Genomic DNA, 20,603 nt, shown 5'->3' on the forward strand with positions numbered 1-20,603 from the left:
TGTCCGGGGGCCGTGCGGGGGCTCGTCCCCATGAGCCTCAGGAGCCCCCGTGGCATCCCGCGCCCGGGGCCCTCGTACCCCGCGGACCGACCCCGCGGACCGACCCCGCGGGGCGGAGCAGCAGACGGAGACGGAGACGGAGAGGGAGAACAGCACCCAGATGCCCATCGACCCCGCCAGGGCCCTCGCCGCGGCCCCCCGCAGCGCCGACATCGGCTGGAACCACAAGGACGTCCAGCTCTACCACCTCGGCCTCGGCGCCGGAATCCCCGCCACCGACCCCGCCGAACTGCGCTACACCCTGGAGTCCGGGCTCCAGGTGCTGCCGAGCTTCGCCACCGTCGCGGGCGCGGGCCGGGGCATCGCGGGCGGGCTCACCGCGCCCGGTGTCGACATCGATCTCGCGTCCGTGCTCCACGGCGGCCAGACCATCCGTTCGCACCGCCCCATCCCGGCGTGCGGCACCGCCGTCTCCACCTCCCGGATCGCCGCCGTCCACGACAAGGGCAAGGCCGCGATCCTGGTGCTGCGCACGGAGGCGGCCGACGCCCGGGGCCCGCTGTGGACCAGCGACTCCCGGATCTACGTCAGAGGGGAGGGCGGCTTCGGCGGCGACCGGGGCCCGGCCGGCCGCCCCGACCCTCCCACCGGACAGCCCGACAGAACGGTGGAGCGCCCCGTCCGCGAGGACCAGGCGCTGCTCTACCGGCTCTCCGGCGACCTCAACCCGCTCCACGCCGATCCCGCGTTCGCCGCGCTCGCCGGCTTCGACCGGCCGATCCTGCACGGGCTCTGCACCTACGGCATGACCCTCAAGGCGGTCGTGGACACCGTCCTCGGCGGCGGGACCGCCCGGGTCCGCTCGTACACCGCCCGCTTCGCCGGGGTGGTCTACCCCGGAGAGACCCTGCGCATCAGGATGTGGGAGGGGCCGGGCCTGGTCCGGGTGGCGGTCACCGCCGCCGAGCGCGAGGACGCGCCGGTCCTCGCCGACACCACCGTCGAGCACAGCTGAGACCCACCGATCCCCTCGATCCACCTCGATCCACCTCGATCCACCGAGACCCACCCGGCCCGGGAACCCAGGACGCAGCGAACGAGAGGAGCCGCGCCGTGCGCGCAGCCGTACTGCACGAGACAGGGCAGACCGAGCTCGAAGTGCTGGACGATGTCGAGGCCGTGGGCTTCGGCCCGGGGAAGGTCAGGGTCCGGATCAGGGCCACCGGCCTGTGCCACTCCGATGTCTCCGCGATGACCGGGGTGCTGCCGCAGCCGGTGCCGTTCATCCCGGGCCACGAGGGCGCGGGCGAGGTCGTCGAGACCGGCGAGGGCGTCACCGGGGTGCGGCCCGGCGACCGGGTCCTCGTCTGCTGGCTGCCCGCCTGCGGAACCTGCCCCTCCTGCAAGCGCGGACAGAGCCATCTCTGTCTCTCCGGCTTCATGAACGCCGGCACCCCCAACTTCCGCCGCGCCGGCGGCGAGGTCTTCGGCTTCGCGGGCGTCGGCACCTTCACCGAGGAGGTCGTGGTCGACGCGGCCTGCGCCGTCCCGATCCCCGACGACCTGCCCTACGACATCGCGGCGCTCATCGGCTGCGGGGTCACCACCGGCCTCGGCGCCGCGCTGAACACCGCGAAGGTGGAGGCCGGTTCCTCGGTCGCGGTCATCGGCTGCGGCGGCGTCGGCATCTCCGCGATCCAGGGCGCCCGGCTCAAGGGCGCGGCCCGGATCGTCGCCGTCGACCCCGTCGCCTCCCGCCGCGAGGCCGCCCTCCGCTTCGGCGCCTCCGAGGCGGTGGCGCCCGACGGGCTCGGCGACGCGCGGCAGCGGATCACCGCGGGGGAGGGCTTCGACTACGTCTTCGAGGTGGTCGGGAAGTCCGCGACCGCGCGGACGGCGTACGAGGCGACCCGGCGCGGCGGCACCCTCTGCGTCGTCGGCGCCGGCTCCATGGACGACCTCCTCCAGCTCAACATGTTCGAGCTGTTCTTCGACGAGAAGCGGATTCTGCCCTCGATGTACGGGGGAGGGGACGCCGTCGCCTCGTACGAGCGGGCCATCGCCCTCTGGCGCGCGGGCCGGATCGACCTCGCGGGGCTCATCACCCACCGGGTGCCGCTCGCGGGGATCAATGACGCGCTGGAGCAGATGCGGACGGGCGAGGCCCTCCGCACCTGCGTCGAGATCTGAGGTGACCGGGATGAATCCGCTCCACCATCCGCTCGACGGGCTGACCGCCGTCGTCACCGGGGCCGGCCGGGGGCTCGGCCGCGCGGAGGCGCTCGAACTGGCCGGGCTGGGCGCGTCGGTGGTCGTCAACGACCACGGGCGCCCGGGCCGGGACGGCTCCGGCGATGCGTCGGCGGCCCCGGCGGAGGAGGTCGCGGCGGAGATCCGCGCCGCCGGGGGGTCGGCCGTGGCCCACCACGGTGACATCGCCGACCACGACCGGGCGCGCGAGCTGGTGGCGCTCGCCGTCACCAGCTACGGGAAGCTGGACATCCTGGTCAACAACGCGGGGATTCTCCGGGACCGGATGATCTTCTCGATGAGCGAGGAGGAGTGGGACTCGGTGGTACGGGTCCACCTCAAGGGCCACTTCAACACCACCCGCTTCGCCGCCGCGCACTGGCGGGCCCGCTCCAAGGCGGCGGGGGCGCCGGTGTACGGGCGGATCGTGAACACCTCGTCGGAGGCGTTCCTCGCGGGGTCGGCGGGGCAGCCGAACTACGCGGCGGCGAAGGGGGGGATCGTCGGTCTGACGACCTCCACGGCGGCGGCGCTCGCGAAGTACGGCGTCACGGTCAACGCGATCTGCCCGCGCGCCCGCACCCGGATGACGGAGGACGTCTTCGCCGGTGTCGCGGAACCGGAGCCCGGATCACTCGACCGGCTCGCCCCGGAGCATGTCTCCCCCCTGGTCGGATATCTGGCCGGTCCGGCGGCGGGGGTGGTGAGCGGGCAGGTGCTGGTGGTGCATGGGGGGGTGGTGGCGGTGATGGAGAGGCCGAGGGTGGGGGCGAGGTTCGACACGGCGAAGGAGGCCTTCACCTACGACGAGCTCCACACCCTCCTGACCCCTCACTTCACCACCCGCCCCCCTTCGGAATCCTTCGCTTCCCCGGAAATCCTGACCCTGCACCATCCCTTGTGACCCAGTGAATCCAGCCTCGCCGATGGATCGAGCAGCCCCGGTTCCGTCGGGGACCCGAGGCACGAATCCCAGCCTCGCCGGCGTTTGAGGCGCGGGGGTTCGGGGTTCGGCCCCTGACCCGGGCTCCGGGTCTCGGTGGTCCGGTGAATCCAGCCTCGCCGATGGATCGAGCAGCCCCGGTTCCGTCGGGGACCCGAGGCACGAATCCCAGCCTCGCCGGCGTTTGAGGCGCGGGGGTTCGGGGTTCGGCCCCTGACCCGGGCTCCGGGTCTCGGTGGTCCGGTGAATCCAGCCTCGCCGATGGATCGAGCAGCCCCGGTTCCGTCGGGGACCCGAGGCACAAAATCCAGCCTCGCCGGCGTTTGAGGCGCGGGGGTTCGGGGGCCTGGCCCCCGACCCGGGCCCGCGGCACGCGGGGTCCTGTGGCGCGGGGGCCGTCCCTCGGGCTTCCCCGGAGCTGCCCCCGGGCGGGCCGGGATCGCTCGGGCTGCCCGTGGCCCGGGGAGGTCGGGGTCAGGAGGGGGAAGGGGCCGGGGAAGGGCGGCGGTGCTTGCCGTGGGGCTCGGACCCGGGCTCCTCCACGGCAGCGGCCACCCCCCGGTGCCTCCCCGCCCTCTCCCTCTCCCCCCGCTCCCGCGACCCCTCCTCCTCCGGAACAACTCCTCCATCGGACATGCGAAAACTCCCCCCTGCGCGAACGCCGAACAACTTTTCAGGCCGCAGAGTTTATCCAAACCCCACCCGCCCCCTCAGCGGCGCCTGCTGCAACGGCACCGGCCTGCACACCACCGCCCCCGCGTCCCCCGCCTCCCCGAACACCCCCTCCGTGTCCAGCCGCGCCACCCCGCACCACCGCTCCCCCCGGACACACGGCAGCCGCAGCACCCCTTCCCCGCTCCACAGCCCCGTCCCCACCAGCCACCCCTCCGGCGGCGCCAGTTGACGCACCCGGCGGTCCGAGGGCCGCCACACCCCCAGCCGGCTCCCCTCCACCCCCTCGATCCGCAGCGCCACCCCGCATCTCTCCGGCTCCAGCGCCTGCCCCGGCTGCACCGCGAACGGCGTCACCGCGCGGTCCGGCAGCAGCAGGCACTCCGGGAAGCGCACCGGACGGCTGCTCCCCAGCACCCCCCACCCCAGCCGCTCCCGCCCCGGCGCGTTCGAGCGGATCAGCAGCAGTCCGCTGTCCGGGTCCGCGAGGATCAGCCGGTCGTCGCTCCCCTCGGCGATGGCCAGCAGCACGGACACCTCCCCGCCGCGCTCCAGATCCACCGCGACCGCCTTCACCGGCCCCCCGCCGAGGCTCCGGTCGAGCGCCAGCATCCGGCCCGTACGGTCCAGCCACACCCCTCCCGAGCAGCGCCCCGGCACCTCCGCGACATGCTCGGGGCCGAAGTCTCCCCCGGCCACCAGCCAGATCGCCGACGACCGCTCCCCGGGGGCGAGGGCGTACACCCGCCGCCCGTCCGGCGCCGGCGGCAGCAGCTCCAGACAGTCCGACTCGACCCCGCCGAGCGGGAGTTCCCCGGTGCCCGCGCCCGCCGGATACACCAGTGAGAACAGCTGCCGCCCGGCCACCCGCCGCCGGACCAGCACCCGCCCGTCGCTCAGCGGCACCACCTCCGTGCCGGGCTCCTCCGGCTGCGCGAGCGGCAGCGGTACGGCGTAGGGCTCGGGGCCGTCCAGCGTCCAGCGCTCGGCGAACAGGGCGTCCCCCTCTCCCGCGAGCCGTGCGGCGTACGAGCCGTCCACGGTGATGGCACACACTGTCATCGCTTCGTCACCTCCGGTCACGAAGCTAGATTTCGCACTCCCTGCCGAACAACGCGAGACCGACGGGTTCACACATAAGGGTGGCCACCCGGGGATTCGGCTGAGGGGGAGGGAAGGCCTGTGCTGCGCGAGGGCCGCGGCACGGGCGATCCGGAGTCGGACGGGACGGGCGGCGCCCGGAGTGACCCCCGGGCCGGTGGTGACCCGGGGGCGGAAGGCGGCCGGGCTCCCCAGGACCGGCGGCCCCGTGGCGCGGGTAACCTGTTTGCGTGCCCCGTCTGTCTGAAGTCATCGCCGCCCTCGACACCCTCTGGCCCCCCGCATGGGCCGAGCAGTGGGACGCCGTCGGCACCGTCTGCGGCGACCCGGACGCCGAGGTCGGCACCGTCCTCCTCGCCGTCGACCCGGTCCAGGACATCGCCGACGAGGCACTCCGCCTCGGCGCCCAACTGATCATCACGCACCACCCCCTCTACCTCCGGGGCACCACCACCGTCGCGGCCGGCCACTTCAAGGGCCGTGTCGTGCACACCCTGATCAAGCACGACATCGCACTCCACGTCGCGCACACCAACGCCGACACCGCCGACCCCGGGGTCTCCGACGCCCTCGCGGGCGCCCTCGGCCTCCGGGTCGTACGCCCCCTGGTCCCCGCTCCGGACGACCCCTCCGGCCGCCGCGGTCTCGGCCGGATCTGTGAGCTGGACCACCCCGAGACCCTCGCCGCCTTCGCCGAGCGCGCCGCGAAGCACCTCCCCGCCACCGCGCAGGGCGTCCGCGTCGCCGGCGACCCGGACGCCCTCGTCCGTACCGTCGCCGTGAGCGGCGGCTCCGGTGACAGCCTCTTCGACGCCGTACGGGCCGCGGGCGTGGACGCCTTCCTCACCGCCGATCTGCGCCACCACCCCGTGTCCGAAGCCACCCAGCACTCCCCGCTCGGGCTGGTCGACGCCGCGCACTGGGCCACCGAGTGGCCCTGGTGCGAGCTGGCCGCCGCCCAGCTCGACGACATCTCCGACCGGCAGGGCTGGAACCTGCGGGTCCATGTCTCGCGCACGGTCACCGATCCCTGGTCATCCCGATTCTCTTCTCCTGGAGCCCCCAACTGAACGCCGCGCCCGCCGACCAGATCCGACTTCTCGAAGTCCAGGCCCTCGACGTACGCCTGTCGCAGCTCGCCCACAAGCGCAAGTCGCTCCCCGAGCACGCCGAGATCGAAGCGCTCACCAAGGACCTCACCCAGCTGCGCGACCTCCTGGTCGCCGCCCAGACCGAGGAGAGCGACACCGCCCGCGAGCAGACCAAGGCGGAGCAGGACGTCGACCAGGTCCGTCAGCGCGCCGTGCGCGACCAGCAGCGCCTGGACTCCGGCGCCGTCGGCTCCCCGAAGGACCTGGAGAACCTCCAGCGCGAGATCGTCTCCCTCGCCAAGCGCCAGGGCGACCTGGAGGACATCGTCCTCGATGTGATGGAGCGCCGTGAGTCCGTGCAGGAGCGCGTCACCGAGCTGACCGAGCGCGTCTCGGCCGTGCAGGCCAAGGTCGACGACGCCACGGCCCGCCGCGACGAGGCCCAGGGCGCGCTGGACGCCGACGCCGCCTCGGTCGCCAAGGACCGCGAGGCCGTCTCCGCCGTCGTCCCCGCCGACCTCCTCAAGCTGTACGAGAAGCTCCGCGTCCAGCAGGGCGGGGTGGGCGCCGCCCGTCTCTACCAGCGCCGCTGCGAGGGCTGCCGCCTCGAACTGAACATCACCGAGGTCAACGAGGTCCGCGCCGCGGCCCCCGACACCGTGCTGCGCTGCGAGAACTGCCACCGCATCCTGATCCGCACCTCGGAGTCCGGTCTCTGATGCCGCCGAGGTCCCAGCCGAGGTTCATCGTCGAGGCGGACGGCGGCTCCCGGGGCAACCCGGGCCCCGCGGGGTACGGCGCCGCGGTGATCGAGGCCGCGACCGGTGAGACAGTCGCCGAGGCGGCCGAGTACATCGGTGTCGCGACCAACAACGTCGCCGAGTACAAGGGCCTGGTGGCCGGTCTCAAGGCCGCCCGCGCGCTCGACCCGGACGCGACGGTGCACGTCCGGATGGACTCCAAGCTCGTCGTCGAGCAGATGTCGGGCCGCTGGAAGATCAAGCACCCGGACATGAAGCCGCTGGCGGCGGAGGCGGCGCGGATCTTCCCGGCGTCCTCCGTCACCTACGAGTGGATTCCGCGCGAGAAGAACAAGCACGCGGACCGGCTCGCCAACGAGGCGATGGACGCGGGCAAGCGCGGCAAGCAGTGGGAGCCCTCGCGCTCCATGGCGCAGCTCTCCGCGCGGGACGAGGAGGCGGCCCGGGTCGTCGGCGACGCGGCGGCCGGCGCGGCGAAGGCCCGCGCGGCACTGAGCACCACCGCCGCCGCCGTGGCCACCACCGCCGCCCCGGCCGCCGGCGCCGTGGCCACCACCGCCGTGGCCGACGGCTCCCCCGAGGTGACCGCCGCCGCCCCTCCCGTAGGCTGGGCGGCCCCCGCCGACCTCGGCGCCCCCGCCACCTTCGTCCTGCTGCGGCACGGCGAGACCGCCCTCACCCCCGAGAAGCGCTTCTCGGGCAGCGGCGGCGGCGATCCCTCCCTCTCCCCGGCCGGCCGGCGCCAGGCCGAGGCCGTGGCGTCCGCGCTCGCCGCGCGCGGCACGGTCCAGGCGATCGTCAGCTCCCCCTTGAGGCGCTGCCGGGAGACCGCCGAGGCGGTCGCCACCCGGCTGAATCTCGATGTCGAGGTCGACGAGGGGCTGCGCGAGACGGACTTCGGGGCCTGGGAGGGTCTGACGTTCGCCGAGGTCCAGGAGCGGTACGCGGACGATCTGGCCGCCTGGCTCGCCTCGCCGAAGGCCCGGCCGACGGGCGGCGGCGAGAGCTTCGCCACCGTCTCCCGCCGGGTCGCGGCGGCCCGGGACCGGCTCACGGACCGTTTCGCGGGGCGCACCGCCCTGCTGGTCACCCATGTCACGCCGATCAAGACCCTGGTCAGGCTCGCCCTCGGCGCGCCGCCGGACTCCCTCTTCCGGATGGAGCTGTCGGCGGCCTCGGTCTCGGCGGTGGCGTACTACGCCGACGGCAACGCGTCCGTCCGGCTGCTCAACGACACCTCGCATCTGCGCGGTTGACCGCGACGGCCCGCGCCCGGCCCCGGCCGGGTACGGGCCGCCGTCTCGGCGACCGCCGCCGGGGTACGCGCGTCAGGCGCGCAGTCCGGCGGCCTCGGCGGCCAGTGCCCGGACCCGGCTCCAGTCCTTCGCGGCGAGCGCGTCGGCCGGGAGCATCCAGGTGCCGCCGACACAGCCGACGTTCGGCAGGGCGAGATAGGCGGGGGCGGAGGCGAGCGAGATCCCGCCGGTCGGGCAGAAACGGGCCTGCGGGAGCGGGCCCGCGAGGGACTTCAGATACGGCGTGCCGCCGGCCGCCTCCGCCGGGAAGAACTTCAGCTCGCTCACCCCGCGTTCCAGCAGCGCCACCACTTCCGACGTGGTGGAGACGCCGGGCAGAAACGCCTGGCCCGAGCCCTTCATGGCGTCCAGCAGCCGGTCGGTCCACCCGGGGCTCACCAGGAAGCGGGCCCCCGCGTCCACGGCCGTGTCGACCTGGGCGGGGGTCAGGACGGTGCCGGCGCCGACGACGGCCTCGGGCACATCGGCGGCGATGGCGCGGATGGCCTCCAGCGCGGCGGGGGTCCGCAGGGTCACCTCGATCGCGGGGAGCCCGCCGGCGACGAGGGCCCGTGCGAGGGGGACGGCGTCCTCGGCGTCCTCGATGACGACGACGGGGACGACGGGCGCGAGATCCAGCACGGAGGTCATGGGCTCATCCTGCCGTGCCCCCGCACTGGGCGCAACGCTCGTTGCACCCTCCGCAATGGGGTGGGGTCAGTGGATCTGCGTCACCACGACGTCGAGCGCCCAGGGGCGCCCGGCGCGGGCCGGGGGAGCGGCCTCCACGGTGTACTTCAGCTCCCGCAGCGCCTCCACCAGCTCGCCCGGGGTCTCCGGCTCGGCGCCCGAGAGCAGCAGGTCGCGGACGATCCGCCCCTTGGTCGCCTTGTTGAAGTGGCTCACGACGGAGCGCTTCTCGACACCGTCGACGAGCTGCGAGTGCAGCACCCGGACGGTCGCGGTGCGCCCGGCCGGCTCGCCCTTCGGCTTCCACGCGGCGGTGTAGGCGGAGGACCGGAGATCGAGGATCAGGCCGTCACCGGCCGCCTCGGGCAGGACGGACTCCATGGGCCCGCGCCAGTGCGTGCCGAGCGCGCCGGCGCGCGGGAGCCTGACGCCCATGGAGCAGCGGTACGAGGGGATGCGGTCGCCGACGCGGACGGCTCCCCAGAGGCCGGAGAAGACCAGGAGGGAGGAGTGGGCGCGGCGGCGGGCGGGCGGGGGGAGGGTGGGGAGGTCGAGGGCGTCGTACAGTACGCCGGTGTAGATCTCCCCGGCCGGCCGGGTGCCCGCGGTGTGGAGCAGCGCGTTCTTCGCGATCTCCCCGCGCAGCCCGTCGCTCAGCCCGAGCACCTGCTGAGCCTTCGCCTCGTCGCCGGAGCACAGCTCGACCAGCTCGTCGAGCACGGCGGCCCGGGCGTCGCCGAGGCCGCTCAGCGAGAGCCCCTCCAGCTTGAGAGGCGCTCCGCGCCCGGATGCGGCCTTGCCTTCGGACGGCGGCAACAGTACGAGCACGAACCCTCTCCTCACCCACAAAGCTTCCCCCCACTTTACGTTCCCCCCACCCCCCACCCGTCCGTCCGGCGTTTGAGGACGGACCCTGTGCGACAGGTCCCCGCATGCTGCGGGCCCGGGTCGGGGGCCTGCCCCCGAACCCCCGCTCCTCAATCGCCGGAGGGGCTGGGGTGGTGCGGCTCAGTCGCTGGAGGGGCTGGGGTGTGTGCCTCGGCTCGCAGACGAGGCTGGGGTGGTGCGGCTCAGTCGCCGGAGAGGCTGGGGCGTGTGCCTCGGCTCGCCGGAGAGGCTGGGAGCCCGTCCGCTGGGGTGTGTGCCTCGGCTCGCCGGAGGGGCTGGGAGCCCGTCCGGCGTTTGAGGACGGACCCTGTGCCCCAGGCAACCCGAGCAGTCCCAGCCCGTCCGGGGGCACCTGCCGGAGGCAGCTCTGGGGGAGTTCGATGACGGACCCCGGACCACGGGACCCTGCCCCCTGCGGCCCTCTCCGGCCCCCCGCGCCCAGGTGCCGACCCCCTCCCCCCGCCCTACGCTCAAAACATGCCCCGCCGCCCGATCCGCATCACCGCCTCCCCCCTCAGCACCGCCCTCCACACCCTCCGCACCACCCTCGGCGCGCCGGCCGGCTTCCCACCCCCGGTCCTCGCCGAGGCGGCCACCGCCGCCACCGCGGCGCCCCCCACCCCCCGCACCGACGCCACCCACCTCCCCCTCCTCACCATCGACCCACCCCACTCCCTCGACCTCGACCAGGCCATGCACCTCGCCCGCCACGGCACCGGCTACCGCGTCCACTACGCCATCGCCGATGTCGCCGCCTTCGTCACCCCGGGCGGCGCCCTGGACACCGAGGCCCACCGACGGGTCCAGACGCTCTACTTCCCCGACGGCACCATCTCGCTGCACCCTCCCGTCCTCTCCGAGGCCGCCGCGAGCCTGCTCCCCGGGCGCACCGTCCCCGCCCTCCTCTGGCGGATCGACCTCGACGCCGAGGGCCGCACCCTCACCGCCGAGGTGCGGCGGGCCCTGGTCCGCAGCCGGGAGCGGCTCGACTACGAAACCGCCCAGCGCAGGATCGACGCCCGCACCGCCGAGGAACCCCTCGCCCTCCTCCGCGCCATCGGCCTCCTCCGGGAGGAGCGCGAGCGCGAGCGCGGCGGAATCTCGCTCCAGGTCCCCGAGCAGGAGATCACCGAACGCGACGGCGCCTACCACCTCGCCTACCGCGCCCCCCACCCCACCGAGGCATGGAACGCCCAGATCTCCCTCCTCACCGGCATGGCCGCCGCCGAGATCATGACGGCCGCCGGCACCGGCGTGCTCCGTACCCTCCCCACCGCCCCCGACGGCGCCGTCGCCCGGCTGCGCCGCTCGGCGAAGGCCCTGCGCATCGACTGGCCGCACCATGTCTCGTACGCCGACGTGGTCCGCTCCCTCGACCCGCGCGACCCCCGCCACGCGGCCTTCCTCCAGGAGTGCACCACCCTCCTGCGCGGCGCGGGCTACACCGTCTTCACCGGCGGCAGGCTCCCCTCCCCGGCGGTCCACGCCGCCGTCGCCGCCCCGTACACCCACTGCACCGCACCCCTGCGGCGACTGGTCGACCGCTATACGGGAGAGCTGTGCCTCGCGGCCTGCGCGGGGCGGGGCGTGCCGGAGTGGGTGCTCGAAGCGCTCGACTCCCTCCCCGGGGAGATGGCGGAGGGCTCCCGGCGCGCGAACACGGTCGAGCGGGAGTGCGTGGACCTCGTGGAGGCGGCGCTCCTCGCCGGCCGGGTCGGGGAGATCTTCGACGCCCGCGTCGTCGAGGTGAAGGAGCACGACCCGGGCGTGGGCACGGTCCATCTGGAGGACCCGGCGGTCGTGGGCCGGGTCGAGGGCCCGCCGCCGCTGCCGCTCGGGGAGCGCCTCCGGGTGCGGCTCACCCGCGCGGAGCCCGGGGTGGCGAAGGTCCTCTTCGCACCCGCCGGGTAGCATGGTCGACACGGCAGACGAGCCGGGCGGACGGCCGCGTGAAGATCCACCCGATCTTCCCGAGGAACGTCCGGGCTCCACAGAGCAGGGTGGTGGGTAACGCCCACCCGGGGTGACCCGCGGGACAGTGCCACAGAAAACAGACCGCCTGGGGCTTCGGCCCCCGGTAAGGGTGAAACGGTGGTGTAAGAGACCACCAGCGCCTGAGGTGACTCAGGCGGCTAGGTAAACCCCACCCGGAGCAAGGTCAAGAGGGGCCACCCCAACCGGTGGCCCTGCGCGGACGTTCGAGGGCTGCTCGCCCGAGTCCGCGGGTAGACCGCACGAGGCCGGTGGCAACACCGGTCCTAGATGGATGGCCGTCGCCTCGACGACCGCGAGGTCCCGAGGCACAGAACCCGGCGTACAGCCCGGCTCGTCTGCCGACAGTCGTCGAAAGGCCTCCGGAACGGCCCACGGCCGTTCCGGAGGCCTTTCGTGTCGCACACGGCGATCCCCGGGTGATGAAGGCATCGGAAATCCGGTGATATCCCCGCCCGGGCGCCCTCAGGGGCGGCTCATTCCGGTACCTGATTTCACACTATGTGCAAGCATTTTGCGTGACTTTCCTCTGAGGAACCCTCCTGCTCCTCGGCCGATAAGGAATACGGCTCGGTGCCGCCCGGGACATTTATGTGTGTGGCGGGTGAACCGGATGGGCATCCATGGCCTGTCGAGGCCCTGGATACGCGAGGCAGCGGCCTCATCGGTATTCGAGAAGGGGAAAACACAGTGAACTGGATGAAGAGGTCTGCTGCCGTTCTTTCGGTGCTTGCCGTCGCTGGAGCGGGAATGCTCGTCACGGCTCCGTCCGCTGCGGCGGCGGGGGATTGTGCGCCGAATCGGCTCTGCGTGTGGGACGGTGTCAACTTCAGCGGCACAAAAATAACGAGTGCGAGTACCAATGCCTGTTTCCGTCCCATCAGCACTCCGGGATTCAGTGAGGTCAGATCCTATTCCAATGGTCTTTCGGTTGACGCCAAGATCTATGAGTGGAACGGCCTGATGGACAACTGGATCATCAAGGGCCTGCCGTCCGGCGGCTTCAGCAGCGACATCGTGGTGCCGCGCGGGGGAGGGAACCTCGACCGGGTGTGCATGGGCAGCGCGACGCCCTGACCTCCGGCCGCGCTCCCGGGAGGCGGGGGCGTCCCGGCAGGGGCCATCCGTTCGGAACAGTGCGAACACATCGGCATCGACCACCGACCCACCGACCACCGACCATCGACAACGACAGCACTCGCTCGGAGAGGGAGAACATGAAGGTGAAGAGGGAATCCGCCGCGGTCTTCTCGGCGCTCGCCATCGCCGGAGCCGGCTTACTGGCCACGGCGGCTCCCGCCGTGGCCGCCCCGGCCACGACGGCCTCGGTGACAGCCACCGCCCAGAACTGTGCTTCGTCCAGGCTCTGTCTGTACACCGGTGTCGATTTCACCGGTAGCGTCCAGGTCATTGCCGGAACGAACTTCTGTGCCGCCCCGGCCGCTTCCGGCTCGACCCGGTCGATAGTGAACAATCTTTCGGTGCCGGTGAGGATTCACTCCCTCGGTGCCCCGGTCCGCACCCTGCCGCCCGGTGCTTCCGACAATGACATCACCATAGGAGCGGGCGGACGCATGTGCGCGGGGAGCGCGACTCCCTGACCCGAGCGCCCTCCGGTGTGAGGGGAAACGACTCTCGCGTGCCGCGCCCCCTCCATGTCGGGGGCGCGGCACGCGCGTGACATCAGCCCCGGGGCCGGTGAGGGATGTACGCGCCCGTCCCACCCGGTCGGCGTCGCGGCCGACGCGGCGCACCGTGACCTCCGCCGGCGGACCGCCCTCGCCGCGGCCGCCGAGCGGCCGGCGGCCGGAGCTGTGCCCCGCAGGCGCCCGCGCCCCGGTGGCGGCGGGCCCGCACTCCCCATTCGGGAATGATCGGCACCCACCCCCGAGGTCCGCCATTTGGGCGAAATTGACTGAATTTCACTCCATCCGACGGCCACTTGGCGTAGTTGTTGTTAAATGTCCAAGTGCAGTGATCGGGGTGATCATGTTTGATGATATGGTCGAGGGCGAGTTTGTCACTTGGGAAGAGATCGGCCGGCGCCCCATGAGCGCGCCGGCGGAGCCGGGCTTCCGGATCGAATCGACGGCTGTCAAGTTTTCAGCGTCCCCCGTTGAAGTAAATTCTTGCAGGTCGAGCAGGACCGTCGCACGAATAGGCCGAAATCATTTCCCGGGTCATTTCAGAAGAGTGCGGCACGACACTGCGAGGGACATATGATGCGAGACGCTCTGAGGGCCGCACTCGAAGCGGTGTACGCCAAGAGGCTCATGGCGAAGGTCCAGAAGGGCCAAGTCCCCCGGCATATCGGTGTCATGGTCGACGGCAACCGCCGCTGGGCGAAGTCGATCGGGCTCGACAACCCGAGCGACGGGCACCGGGTGGGCGGCGCGAAGATTCCCACGCTGCTGAAGTGGTGTGATGCCGTCGGAATCGAGAGCGTCACCCTCTTCCTCCTCTCGGACGACAACCTCAACCGCCCCGAGGACGAGGTCTCCGCCCTGGTCACCATCATCGACGACACGGTCACGGCGCTGGCCGCCGACGGTCACCCCTGGCCGATCAAGGCCATCGGCGCACTCGATCTCCTCCCCGCCGATCTGGCCGCCCGGCTGAAGGAGAATTCCGCCCGCACCGCCGACCGCACGGGCGGTGTCCAGGTGAATGTGGCCGTGGGATACGGCGGTCAGCGGGAAGTCGCCGATGCGGTCAAATCCGCCATCGAGGAGTATCTCGATTCCGGGCAGAGCCTTGACGATCTCGCGATGAATTTCGATGTGGATCTCATTTCCCGGCACATCTACACGGCCGGGCAGCCACCCGTCGATCTGATCATCCGCACCAGCGGGGAGCAGCGACTCTCCGGGTTCATGCTGTGGCAGTCCGTGTACGCGGAGATTCATTTCTGCGAGTGCTACTGGCCCGATTTCCGGCTCCTGGACTTCCTCCGCGCCATGCGCTCGTACTCGAACCGGGGCCGCCGCTTCGGCCGCTGAGGCGATGCCGGGCCGTGGCTGGGCAGTGGTCGGGCCGTGGCTGGGGCGTGGGTGGGCCGTGGTCGGGCCGTGGCTGGGCCGTTCCGAGGGCCGGCGAGGGCTCCCGGGGCGGGACCCGCCCCTGTCCGTCGATTTCAGGCCATGGCGGGTATTCCCCCATGTGGCCCCTTCGGTCTATCGTGCTGAGCGGGGGTTCCGTCGCGCGGGCGGGTCACGGTGAGCCGTCCCGTCGAGACGAATGGAGGAGTCGCCTTGCGGACACCTGAGCCTCAGCCTCACAACAGCGACAGCGGTAGCGGCAGCACGCCCACCGCCGGACCGCCCACCACCCCCGCGCTCTCCTGGGACATCCCCCTCACCCCCGGCGACCCCGACCCCGGCCACCCCGCCGCCACCCCCCTCAGCACCCCTCTCCTCCGCCGCGTCGCCGGTTTCCACGCCGCCCGGCTCGCCTCCGCCCGCTTCCTGTGGTGCGAGGACGGCCACTGGGCCTGGTGCACCCTCGAAACGCGCGCCGGACCCGGTCCCGGTCCCGCACCCGGTCCCGGCCCCGCCGTCACCCTCACCCTGCGCCCGCTCCCCGGCCCGCCCTCCGGCCTCACCGCCCGCGAGATCGACATCATCTCGCTCGTCGCGATGGGCCTCTCGAACCGTGAGATATCCAGCCGCCTCGGCACCAGCATCCGCACCGTCACCACCCAGGTCGAACGCCTGCTCAGAAAGCTGGACCAGGACTCCCGGGCCGGTCTGAGCGCCCTCGCCGTCGACCGCGACCTGATCCGGCTGCCCGTCCCCGGCGGGGTCGACCACCACCCCGGCATCCGGGTCCTCGACATCGAGCGCCACGCCCAGGGAGCCGAGCCCCCGACGGCCGCCCCCACCCCCCGCCGGGTCCGGGCCGCCGGCCGGGACACCGTCCGGATCGGCACCATCGCCGTCGCCGGGGCCTTCGCCGCCGACGGCCGGGAGACCGCCCAGGGCGCCGCCCTCGCCGTCCGTGACATCAACGCCCTGCTCCACGACGACGGCCGCTCGGTCGAGCATGTCGTCGTCGGCATCGACCCGCTGGACGAGACATCCGTACGGGAGGGTCTGGCCGCGCTCGTCGACGCCGATGTCGACGCCGTCACCAGCAGCTACGCCAGCGCGCTGAGCCCCGGAGTCTTCGACTTCGCCGCCGACTTCGGCCGGACCTTCCTCCACACCAACACCTGGACCCGCAGCGTCGACGCCGTCCGCGAGGACCCGCGCCGACTGGGCCATGTCTTCCAGACCTGTCCCACCGAGACCGCCTACCAGTCCGCGCTGCTCGCCTTCCTCAAGGGCTCACGGGCCTCCGACGACCACACCCCCCGCCTGGCCGTGATCGAACTCGACGGCTACGGCTGCGCGGTCACCGATGACACCTTCGAGGCCCGGACCAGGGAGATCGGCTGGACGGTCGCCTCCACCCACCGCGTGGGCCTGACCGTCGACGCCGTGGACGAGCTGATCGCCGGGGTCCTCGCGGACCGCCCGGACATCGTCGTGGTCTCCCACCTCTCCGTGGAGACCGCCGCCGCCCTCCAGAACGCGATCACCGCCCACAGCCCGCACCAGTTGACCTACCACATCTACACCCCGTCGGTCCCGGGCTTCGCGCGCCGGATCGAGCACCCCGGCGCCCGCGTCGTCTGGTCCACCGTCACCGGCCGTCCCGACGACCCGCTCGGCCGCCGCTTCTCGGAGGCGTACGCCCGCACCTTCGGCACCGCCCCGGGCCGCAGCCAGGCCAGCGCCGCCTACGACCAGATACGGATGCTGCACGCGGCGTTCGCCGTCACCGGCTCGCACCGGCCGCAGGCGGTCGGCGCCTATCTGCGGGACTCCGCCTACCGGGGGGTCAACGGCACCTACCTCTTCGCCGAACCCGGCCAGGCGGTCTGCGGATTCCCGTACGACACGGTCGACCGCAGCCTCTCCCAGCCCACCCTCACCTACCGCCTCTCGGGCGCGGACCAGCAGATCCTGACCGTGGCGTAGCAGCCGCGCCGCGCCCCACCCTCACGCTCCGGGGAGCCCGGAGAAGAAGTCCCCGTAGTCATGGGTCACCCGGGGCTCCGCGCACGGGTGACCGAGCACCAGGTGCATCAGCCGCCGCTCCGGCTCGATGACCGCGCTCGCCACCGTCGACCCCTGCTCCAGCTCGTGTTCGCGCGGGTCGGGGTGGCAGCACACGGCGTCCGGATAGTTGACATGGTCGCTCAGCACCTCGTGCCACCCGGCGACCGACGGCTGCGGCATCAGCTCCGCCAGCTCCGTCGCCCGCCCCTGCCGGAAGAGGGTGTCCGGCATGACCCGGGGTCCGTGATCGGCGCCCGAGGAGGCGAAGTCGCCCTCCCCGGCGGTGAAGTGGTTGGCGTGGACGAGGAACTCGCCCGGCCCCACCGCCCTCCGGCTGAGGTCACCGGCACCGCCCGGCCGCGCCTCGATGTCGACGCCCCGCCCGCCGCCCACGATCAGATAGTTCGCCGACGACGAGCGCGTGACGGTACGCAGCACCTCCTCGGCCGCCCCGGGCGACTCGGCCGCGAGCAGCGCCCGCAGCAGCAGGTGGTACGGCATCCCCGGCGCACCCCGGTCCACCGAGGTGACCAGCGCGTTGGTCAGTACGGTCACCCCGGCCGCGTTCATCCCGAACTTGGCCAGCAGCCCGGCCTCCACCACCGACACCCACCGGGGCCCCCGGTCGGGCGCGGCCTCCAGCACCACCACCGTGCCGTGCGAGAAGGGAATCCAGTCCCAGTTCTGCCCCACGACCGGCTCGGGCCCGCGCAGATCGCAGAAGGCGGTGCACTCGCCGGGCGCACCCCGCCCGGAAGCGGAACCGGAACCGGAACCAGCCCCGGCCCCGGCCCCGGAACCGGCCGCCTTCGCCGCCTCCGCCGCGATCCTGCGGGCCTTCCCGGAGAACAGGATCTCGGTCCGCAGATTCAGCGCGAGAATGTCCTCGAAGGCCACTCCGGCGCCCAGCGCGATGCCCTCCATCTCCTCCAGAAGCCCGGCGTCGAAGCGCGAGACCGCCGGGACGAAAGTCTCGGCCAGCTCCGTCGCCGCGTCCCACCGCAGCTCCGCGAACCTCTCGTACACACGGGCGTAGTTCTCCAGGGAGAGCCCGATCCGCTCCCGGGCCGCGACCCCGTACCGCCGCCCGCGCTCGCGCGGCCCACCGCTCACCCGTATGACCAGCGGTTCGGTCCTGCCGGTGCCACTCATGACGCGCTCTGCCCTCCGTCCACGGCGATCACGGTCCCGCTGACATAGGCGGACTGCTCGGAGGCGAGGAAGAGACAGACCTGCGCCACCTCGCCCGCCGTGCCCAGACGGCGCGCGGGAATGCGCGCGAGGACCTGCCCGAGGGCGTCCGGGGAGTGCGAGACGGTGGTCATCGGGGTGTTGATCACCCCGGGCGCGACCGCGTTGCAGCGGACGCCGTGCGGTCCCCACTCGACGGCCAGTTGACGGGCGAGCGACACCACCGCCCCCTTGCTGGCGCTGTACGCGGCGCTGGGTTCGCCCGCGTCGCCGCGCACCGCCGCGATCGACGACAGCAGGACGACGCTCCCCCCCTCCCCGCCGTCGATCATGCGCCGCCCGGCCGCCGCGGCGACCAGCAGCGAGCCCCGGCCGTTGAGGTTCAGCACCGCGTCCCAGTCGGCGGCGGTGGTGGCGGTGGCGGGCTTGAAGCGGTAGACCCCGGCGCAGTGCACCAGGGCGTCCGGCGCCCGGCCGTCCCACACCTCGTCGATCCGCTCGAAGGCGCCGCGCACGGAGTCCTCGTCCGTGATGTCGCACCGGAGCACCGGGAAGCCGCCAACGGGGTCCGAGCCGGAGCCGGAATCGTGGCCGGAGTCCGGGGAGACCTCCGACGGGTGGAGGTCCAGCCCGATGACCGACCAGCCGAGACCGCTCGCGAGCGCCGCGGTGGCCCGCCCGATCCCGGAGCCGGCGCCGGTGACGACCAGCCGCCGCCGGGTGGTGTTGTTCATGAGGTGAGCACTCCTCCGTTGACGTTCAGGGTCTGGCCGGTGACATAGCCGGCCCCCGAGAGCAGATAGTGGACGGCGTCGGCGACATCGGCGCCCACGCCGTGCCGCCCGAGCGGCACCTCGGCGGCCACCTGGTCGCGTACCGCCTCGAAGGAGTACCCGCCGCGCCGGGCGCGGGCGTCCAGCTCCTCGCGGTGCATCTCGGTCATCACATAGCCGGGCGCGACCGCGTTGACCGTGCAGTGCGGGGCCAGCTCCAGCGAGAGCGTGCGCATCAGGGAGTGGACGGCGGCCTTGGAGGCGCTGTAGGCGCCCGCGCCGGGGGTGGGCCGCTGGGCGAAGAGCGAGCCGATGACCACGATCCGCCCGCCACCGGGGGCGCCGGCGAGAAGGGGCCGGACCGCCTGCACACAGTGCAGCACACCGAAGAAGTTGATCTCGAACACCCGGCGGATGGCGTCGTCGTCGGTGTCGAGCAGCGGAGTGTCGGGCCCGCCGACGGCGGCGTTCGCCACCAGGGCGTCGACACCGCCGAAGGCGCTCACCACCGTCTCCGCCAGCCGCGCCGCGTCCCGGGGCACGGCCACATCGGCGACCAGCCCCACCGCGCGCCGCTCACCGTCGCCGTCGGGCCGCGCGGAGCCCTCGGGCCGCGCGGAGCCGTCGAGCCGCTCGGCTGTGGCGGTCACCCCGGGGTCCACATCGGAGAGGACGACATTCCACCCCTCGTCCAGCAGCCGCCGGGCGATGCTGTGCCCGATCCCGCGCGCCGCGCCGGTCACCACGGCGGTGCGCCGCTTCACGGCCGTGCCTCCGGGGAGACCGGGGTGCGTCCGGAGACCCGCGCCGCCTCCGCCACCTCGCGGCAGGTCGCGAACCAGACCTCCCCCGAGCCGCCTCCGTCCCCGCTGCCGCTGCCGCTGCCGCTCCCGCCCCCGCTTCTGTTCCCGTCCCGCACCCCGGTGAGGAACCGCTCCAGCATCAGCAGCCGCCCCGGCCGCCCGATGAGCTGCGGGTGCACGGTGAGCGTCACCAGCCCGCCCGTGTCGTGGATCGCCGAGGTCTCCTCGTTCCACAGCTCGGCGACCTCCCGCGCGGACCGCATCGTCCGGTCCCAGCTCGTGGCGTCGAACCAGAAGTGGGGCGCGTCGTCCAGGGACCAGTGGACGGGTATCTCCACCAGGTCGTGACCCGCGTGGGCGTACGGGAGGATCGCGTCCATCAGATTGGAGGAGTAGCGGAACCCGTGCTCGGCCAGCAGCCCCAGGGTGTGCGGGCTGAGGTCCCACGACGGCGACCGGTACCCCTCGACCCGGTCCGTGAACTCCCGCAGCACGGCGAGACCGCGCGCCAGCTCCGCCGCCTCCTCGTCCCGCTCCATGAGATGCGGGGAGCGGTGCGAGTAGCCGTGATGGCCGATTTCATGCCCCCGCTCGGCGATCGATTCCAGGATCGAGGGATAGCGCTCGGCGTCGCCGCCGCAGACGAAGAAGGTCGCGGGTATTCCGATGCGGTCGAGCATGTCCAGCAACTGCGGAACCGCGATCTCGGCGCCGTACCGGGCCTGGGAGAGAACTCCGGGGCGGTGGGCGTTGGCGGGGTCCTCGGCGAGCCACAATTCCTCGGCGTCGAAGTCGACCGTCAGCGCGAAAGCCGCCTTATAGCCTGCTGGCCACATCTGTGGTCCTCTCTCCGGAGCGGGATCGAGGAACACGTTAACGAGTCGGATCGTTTCGCGAACTCCGTAAGATTACGTATCGCCCCCAGCCCCGCCCCGCAGGCCCCACCAGCCCAGCCCGCCGCCACTGCGCCCGGCTCCCGTCCGGCTCCGCCCGCCGTCCCGCCGTACGTACAGATGCGTATGTCGGTCACCGCCGGGTTTTGCCACTCTTC

The 20,603-nt window shown here is 72.9% G+C and carries 18 protein-coding genes and 1 other RNA gene; 12 read left to right on the top strand and 7 right to left on the bottom strand.

The features are described 5' to 3' along the window. The first annotated feature begins 160 nt into the window (after window positions 1-160). The 3 genes from ACWCRA_RS17545 to ACWCRA_RS17555 all read left to right on the top strand — a co-directional run bounded on the left by ACWCRA_RS17545 (window position 161) and on the right by ACWCRA_RS17555 (window position 3,154). On the top strand, window positions 161-1,015 hold the full coding sequence (locus tag ACWCRA_RS17545; RefSeq protein ID WP_351544343.1) for a MaoC/PaaZ C-terminal domain-containing protein: 855 nt from the start codon (window positions 161-163) through the stop codon (window positions 1,013-1,015). A 98-nt stretch (window positions 1,016-1,113) separates the two neighbouring features. Next, the gene (locus ACWCRA_RS17550) at window positions 1,114-2,190 is read left to right on the top strand and encodes a Zn-dependent alcohol dehydrogenase (RefSeq protein WP_351544340.1); all 1,077 of its coding nucleotides are present in this window, start codon (window positions 1,114-1,116) and stop codon (window positions 2,188-2,190) included. A 10-nt stretch (window positions 2,191-2,200) separates the two neighbouring features. Continuing rightward, window positions 2,201-3,154 carry a 3-oxoacyl-ACP reductase gene (locus tag ACWCRA_RS17555; RefSeq protein ID WP_351544337.1) on the top strand — a complete coding sequence of 318 codons (954 nt, stop codon included), beginning with the start codon at window positions 2,201-2,203 and terminating at the stop codon, window positions 3,152-3,154. A 726-nt stretch (window positions 3,155-3,880) separates the two neighbouring features. Here the strand turns inward: ACWCRA_RS17555 and ACWCRA_RS17560 are convergent. Continuing rightward, window positions 3,881-4,927, bottom strand: coding sequence for a hypothetical protein (locus ACWCRA_RS17560; RefSeq protein WP_451067989.1), 1,047 nt, complete (start codon window positions 4,925-4,927; stop codon window positions 3,881-3,883). A 269-nt stretch (window positions 4,928-5,196) separates the two neighbouring features. Between ACWCRA_RS17560 and ACWCRA_RS17565 the strand changes: the two genes are divergently transcribed. The 3 genes from ACWCRA_RS17565 to ACWCRA_RS17575 are packed head-to-tail and all read left to right on the top strand — an operon-like array spanning window position 5,197 to window position 8,074. Further along, window positions 5,197-6,036, top strand: coding sequence for a Nif3-like dinuclear metal center hexameric protein (locus ACWCRA_RS17565; protein WP_351544332.1), 840 nt, complete (start codon window positions 5,197-5,199; stop codon window positions 6,034-6,036). Beyond that, complete coding sequence (locus tag ACWCRA_RS17570) at window positions 6,033-6,776, top strand: zinc ribbon domain-containing protein (protein ID WP_351544444.1); 744 nt, start codon at window positions 6,033-6,035, stop codon at window positions 6,774-6,776. The genes ACWCRA_RS17565 and ACWCRA_RS17570 overlap by 4 nt, the downstream gene beginning before the upstream one ends. Beyond that, window positions 6,776-8,074, top strand: coding sequence for a bifunctional RNase H/acid phosphatase (locus tag ACWCRA_RS17575; RefSeq protein ID WP_451067990.1), 1,299 nt, complete (start codon window positions 6,776-6,778; stop codon window positions 8,072-8,074). Before ACWCRA_RS17570 ends, ACWCRA_RS17575 begins: the two co-directional genes overlap by 1 nt. A gap of 72 nt (window positions 8,075-8,146) precedes the next feature. Here the strand turns inward: ACWCRA_RS17575 and ACWCRA_RS17580 are convergent, their stop codons facing one another. Both ACWCRA_RS17580 and yaaA read right to left on the bottom strand, forming a co-directional pair. Then, window positions 8,147-8,764 carry a bifunctional 4-hydroxy-2-oxoglutarate aldolase/2-dehydro-3-deoxy-phosphogluconate aldolase gene (locus tag ACWCRA_RS17580; RefSeq protein ID WP_451067991.1) on the bottom strand — a complete coding sequence of 206 codons (618 nt, stop codon included), beginning with the start codon at window positions 8,762-8,764 and terminating at the stop codon, window positions 8,147-8,149. 66 nt (window positions 8,765-8,830) lie between these two features. After that, on the bottom strand, window positions 8,831-9,631 hold the full coding sequence (gene yaaA / locus ACWCRA_RS17585) for a peroxide stress protein YaaA (RefSeq protein WP_351544323.1): 801 nt from the start codon (window positions 9,629-9,631) through the stop codon (window positions 8,831-8,833). A 537-nt stretch (window positions 9,632-10,168) separates the two neighbouring features. Here yaaA and ACWCRA_RS17590 point away from each other — a divergent pair. The 6 genes from ACWCRA_RS17590 (at window position 10,169) to ACWCRA_RS17615 (ending at window position 16,704) form a co-directional block, all read left to right on the top strand. Next, window positions 10,169-11,602 carry an RNB domain-containing ribonuclease gene (locus ACWCRA_RS17590; protein ID WP_451067992.1) on the top strand — a complete coding sequence of 478 codons (1,434 nt, stop codon included), beginning with the start codon at window positions 10,169-10,171 and terminating at the stop codon, window positions 11,600-11,602. Between the two features lie 18 nt (window positions 11,603-11,620). Further along, window positions 11,621-12,024, top strand: an RNA gene (gene rnpB / locus ACWCRA_RS17595) — RNase P RNA component class A. 256 nt (window positions 12,025-12,280) lie between these two features. Further along, window positions 12,281-12,760 (top strand): peptidase inhibitor family I36 protein, encoded by a 480-nt coding sequence (locus tag ACWCRA_RS17600; protein WP_351544318.1) that lies wholly within the window; start codon window positions 12,281-12,283, stop codon window positions 12,758-12,760. 140 nt (window positions 12,761-12,900) lie between these two features. Next, the gene (locus ACWCRA_RS17605; RefSeq protein WP_451067993.1) at window positions 12,901-13,284 is read left to right on the top strand and encodes a peptidase inhibitor family I36 protein; all 384 of its coding nucleotides are present in this window, start codon (window positions 12,901-12,903) and stop codon (window positions 13,282-13,284) included. Between the two features lie 621 nt (window positions 13,285-13,905). Then, a complete protein-coding gene (locus ACWCRA_RS17610; protein WP_351544312.1) occupies window positions 13,906-14,682 on the top strand; it encodes an isoprenyl transferase in 777 nt (258 codons plus the stop codon). A gap of 252 nt (window positions 14,683-14,934) precedes the next feature. Beyond that, the gene (locus tag ACWCRA_RS17615; protein WP_451067994.1) at window positions 14,935-16,704 is read left to right on the top strand and encodes an ABC transporter substrate-binding protein; all 1,770 of its coding nucleotides are present in this window, start codon (window positions 14,935-14,937) and stop codon (window positions 16,702-16,704) included. Window positions 16,705-16,725: 21 nt separating this feature from the next. Here the strand turns inward: ACWCRA_RS17615 and ACWCRA_RS17620 are convergent, their stop codons facing one another. Genes ACWCRA_RS17620 through ACWCRA_RS17635 form a run of 4 tightly spaced genes read right to left on the bottom strand, consistent with a single transcriptional unit; the run spans window position 16,726 to window position 20,388 of the window. Further along, window positions 16,726-17,937, bottom strand: a complete 1,212-nt coding sequence (locus tag ACWCRA_RS17620) for a C45 family autoproteolytic acyltransferase/hydolase (protein WP_451067995.1) — start codon at window positions 17,935-17,937, stop codon at window positions 16,726-16,728. Then, window positions 17,934-18,710, bottom strand: a complete 777-nt coding sequence (locus ACWCRA_RS17625; protein ID WP_451067996.1) for an SDR family NAD(P)-dependent oxidoreductase — start codon at window positions 18,708-18,710, stop codon at window positions 17,934-17,936. The genes ACWCRA_RS17620 and ACWCRA_RS17625 overlap by 4 nt, the downstream gene beginning before the upstream one ends. Next, window positions 18,707-19,513: an SDR family NAD(P)-dependent oxidoreductase gene (locus tag ACWCRA_RS17630; RefSeq protein WP_451067997.1), complete on the bottom strand. Its 807-nt coding sequence runs from the start codon at window positions 19,511-19,513 to the stop codon at window positions 18,707-18,709. Before ACWCRA_RS17630 ends, ACWCRA_RS17625 begins: the two co-directional genes overlap by 4 nt. After that, window positions 19,510-20,388 carry a polysaccharide deacetylase family protein gene (locus tag ACWCRA_RS17635; RefSeq protein ID WP_451067998.1) on the bottom strand — a complete coding sequence of 293 codons (879 nt, stop codon included), beginning with the start codon at window positions 20,386-20,388 and terminating at the stop codon, window positions 19,510-19,512. The genes ACWCRA_RS17630 and ACWCRA_RS17635 overlap by 4 nt, the downstream gene beginning before the upstream one ends. Between the last annotated feature and the right edge of the window lie 215 nt (window positions 20,389-20,603).

This window comes from Streptomyces sp. NPDC001889 (genome assembly GCF_053594535.1).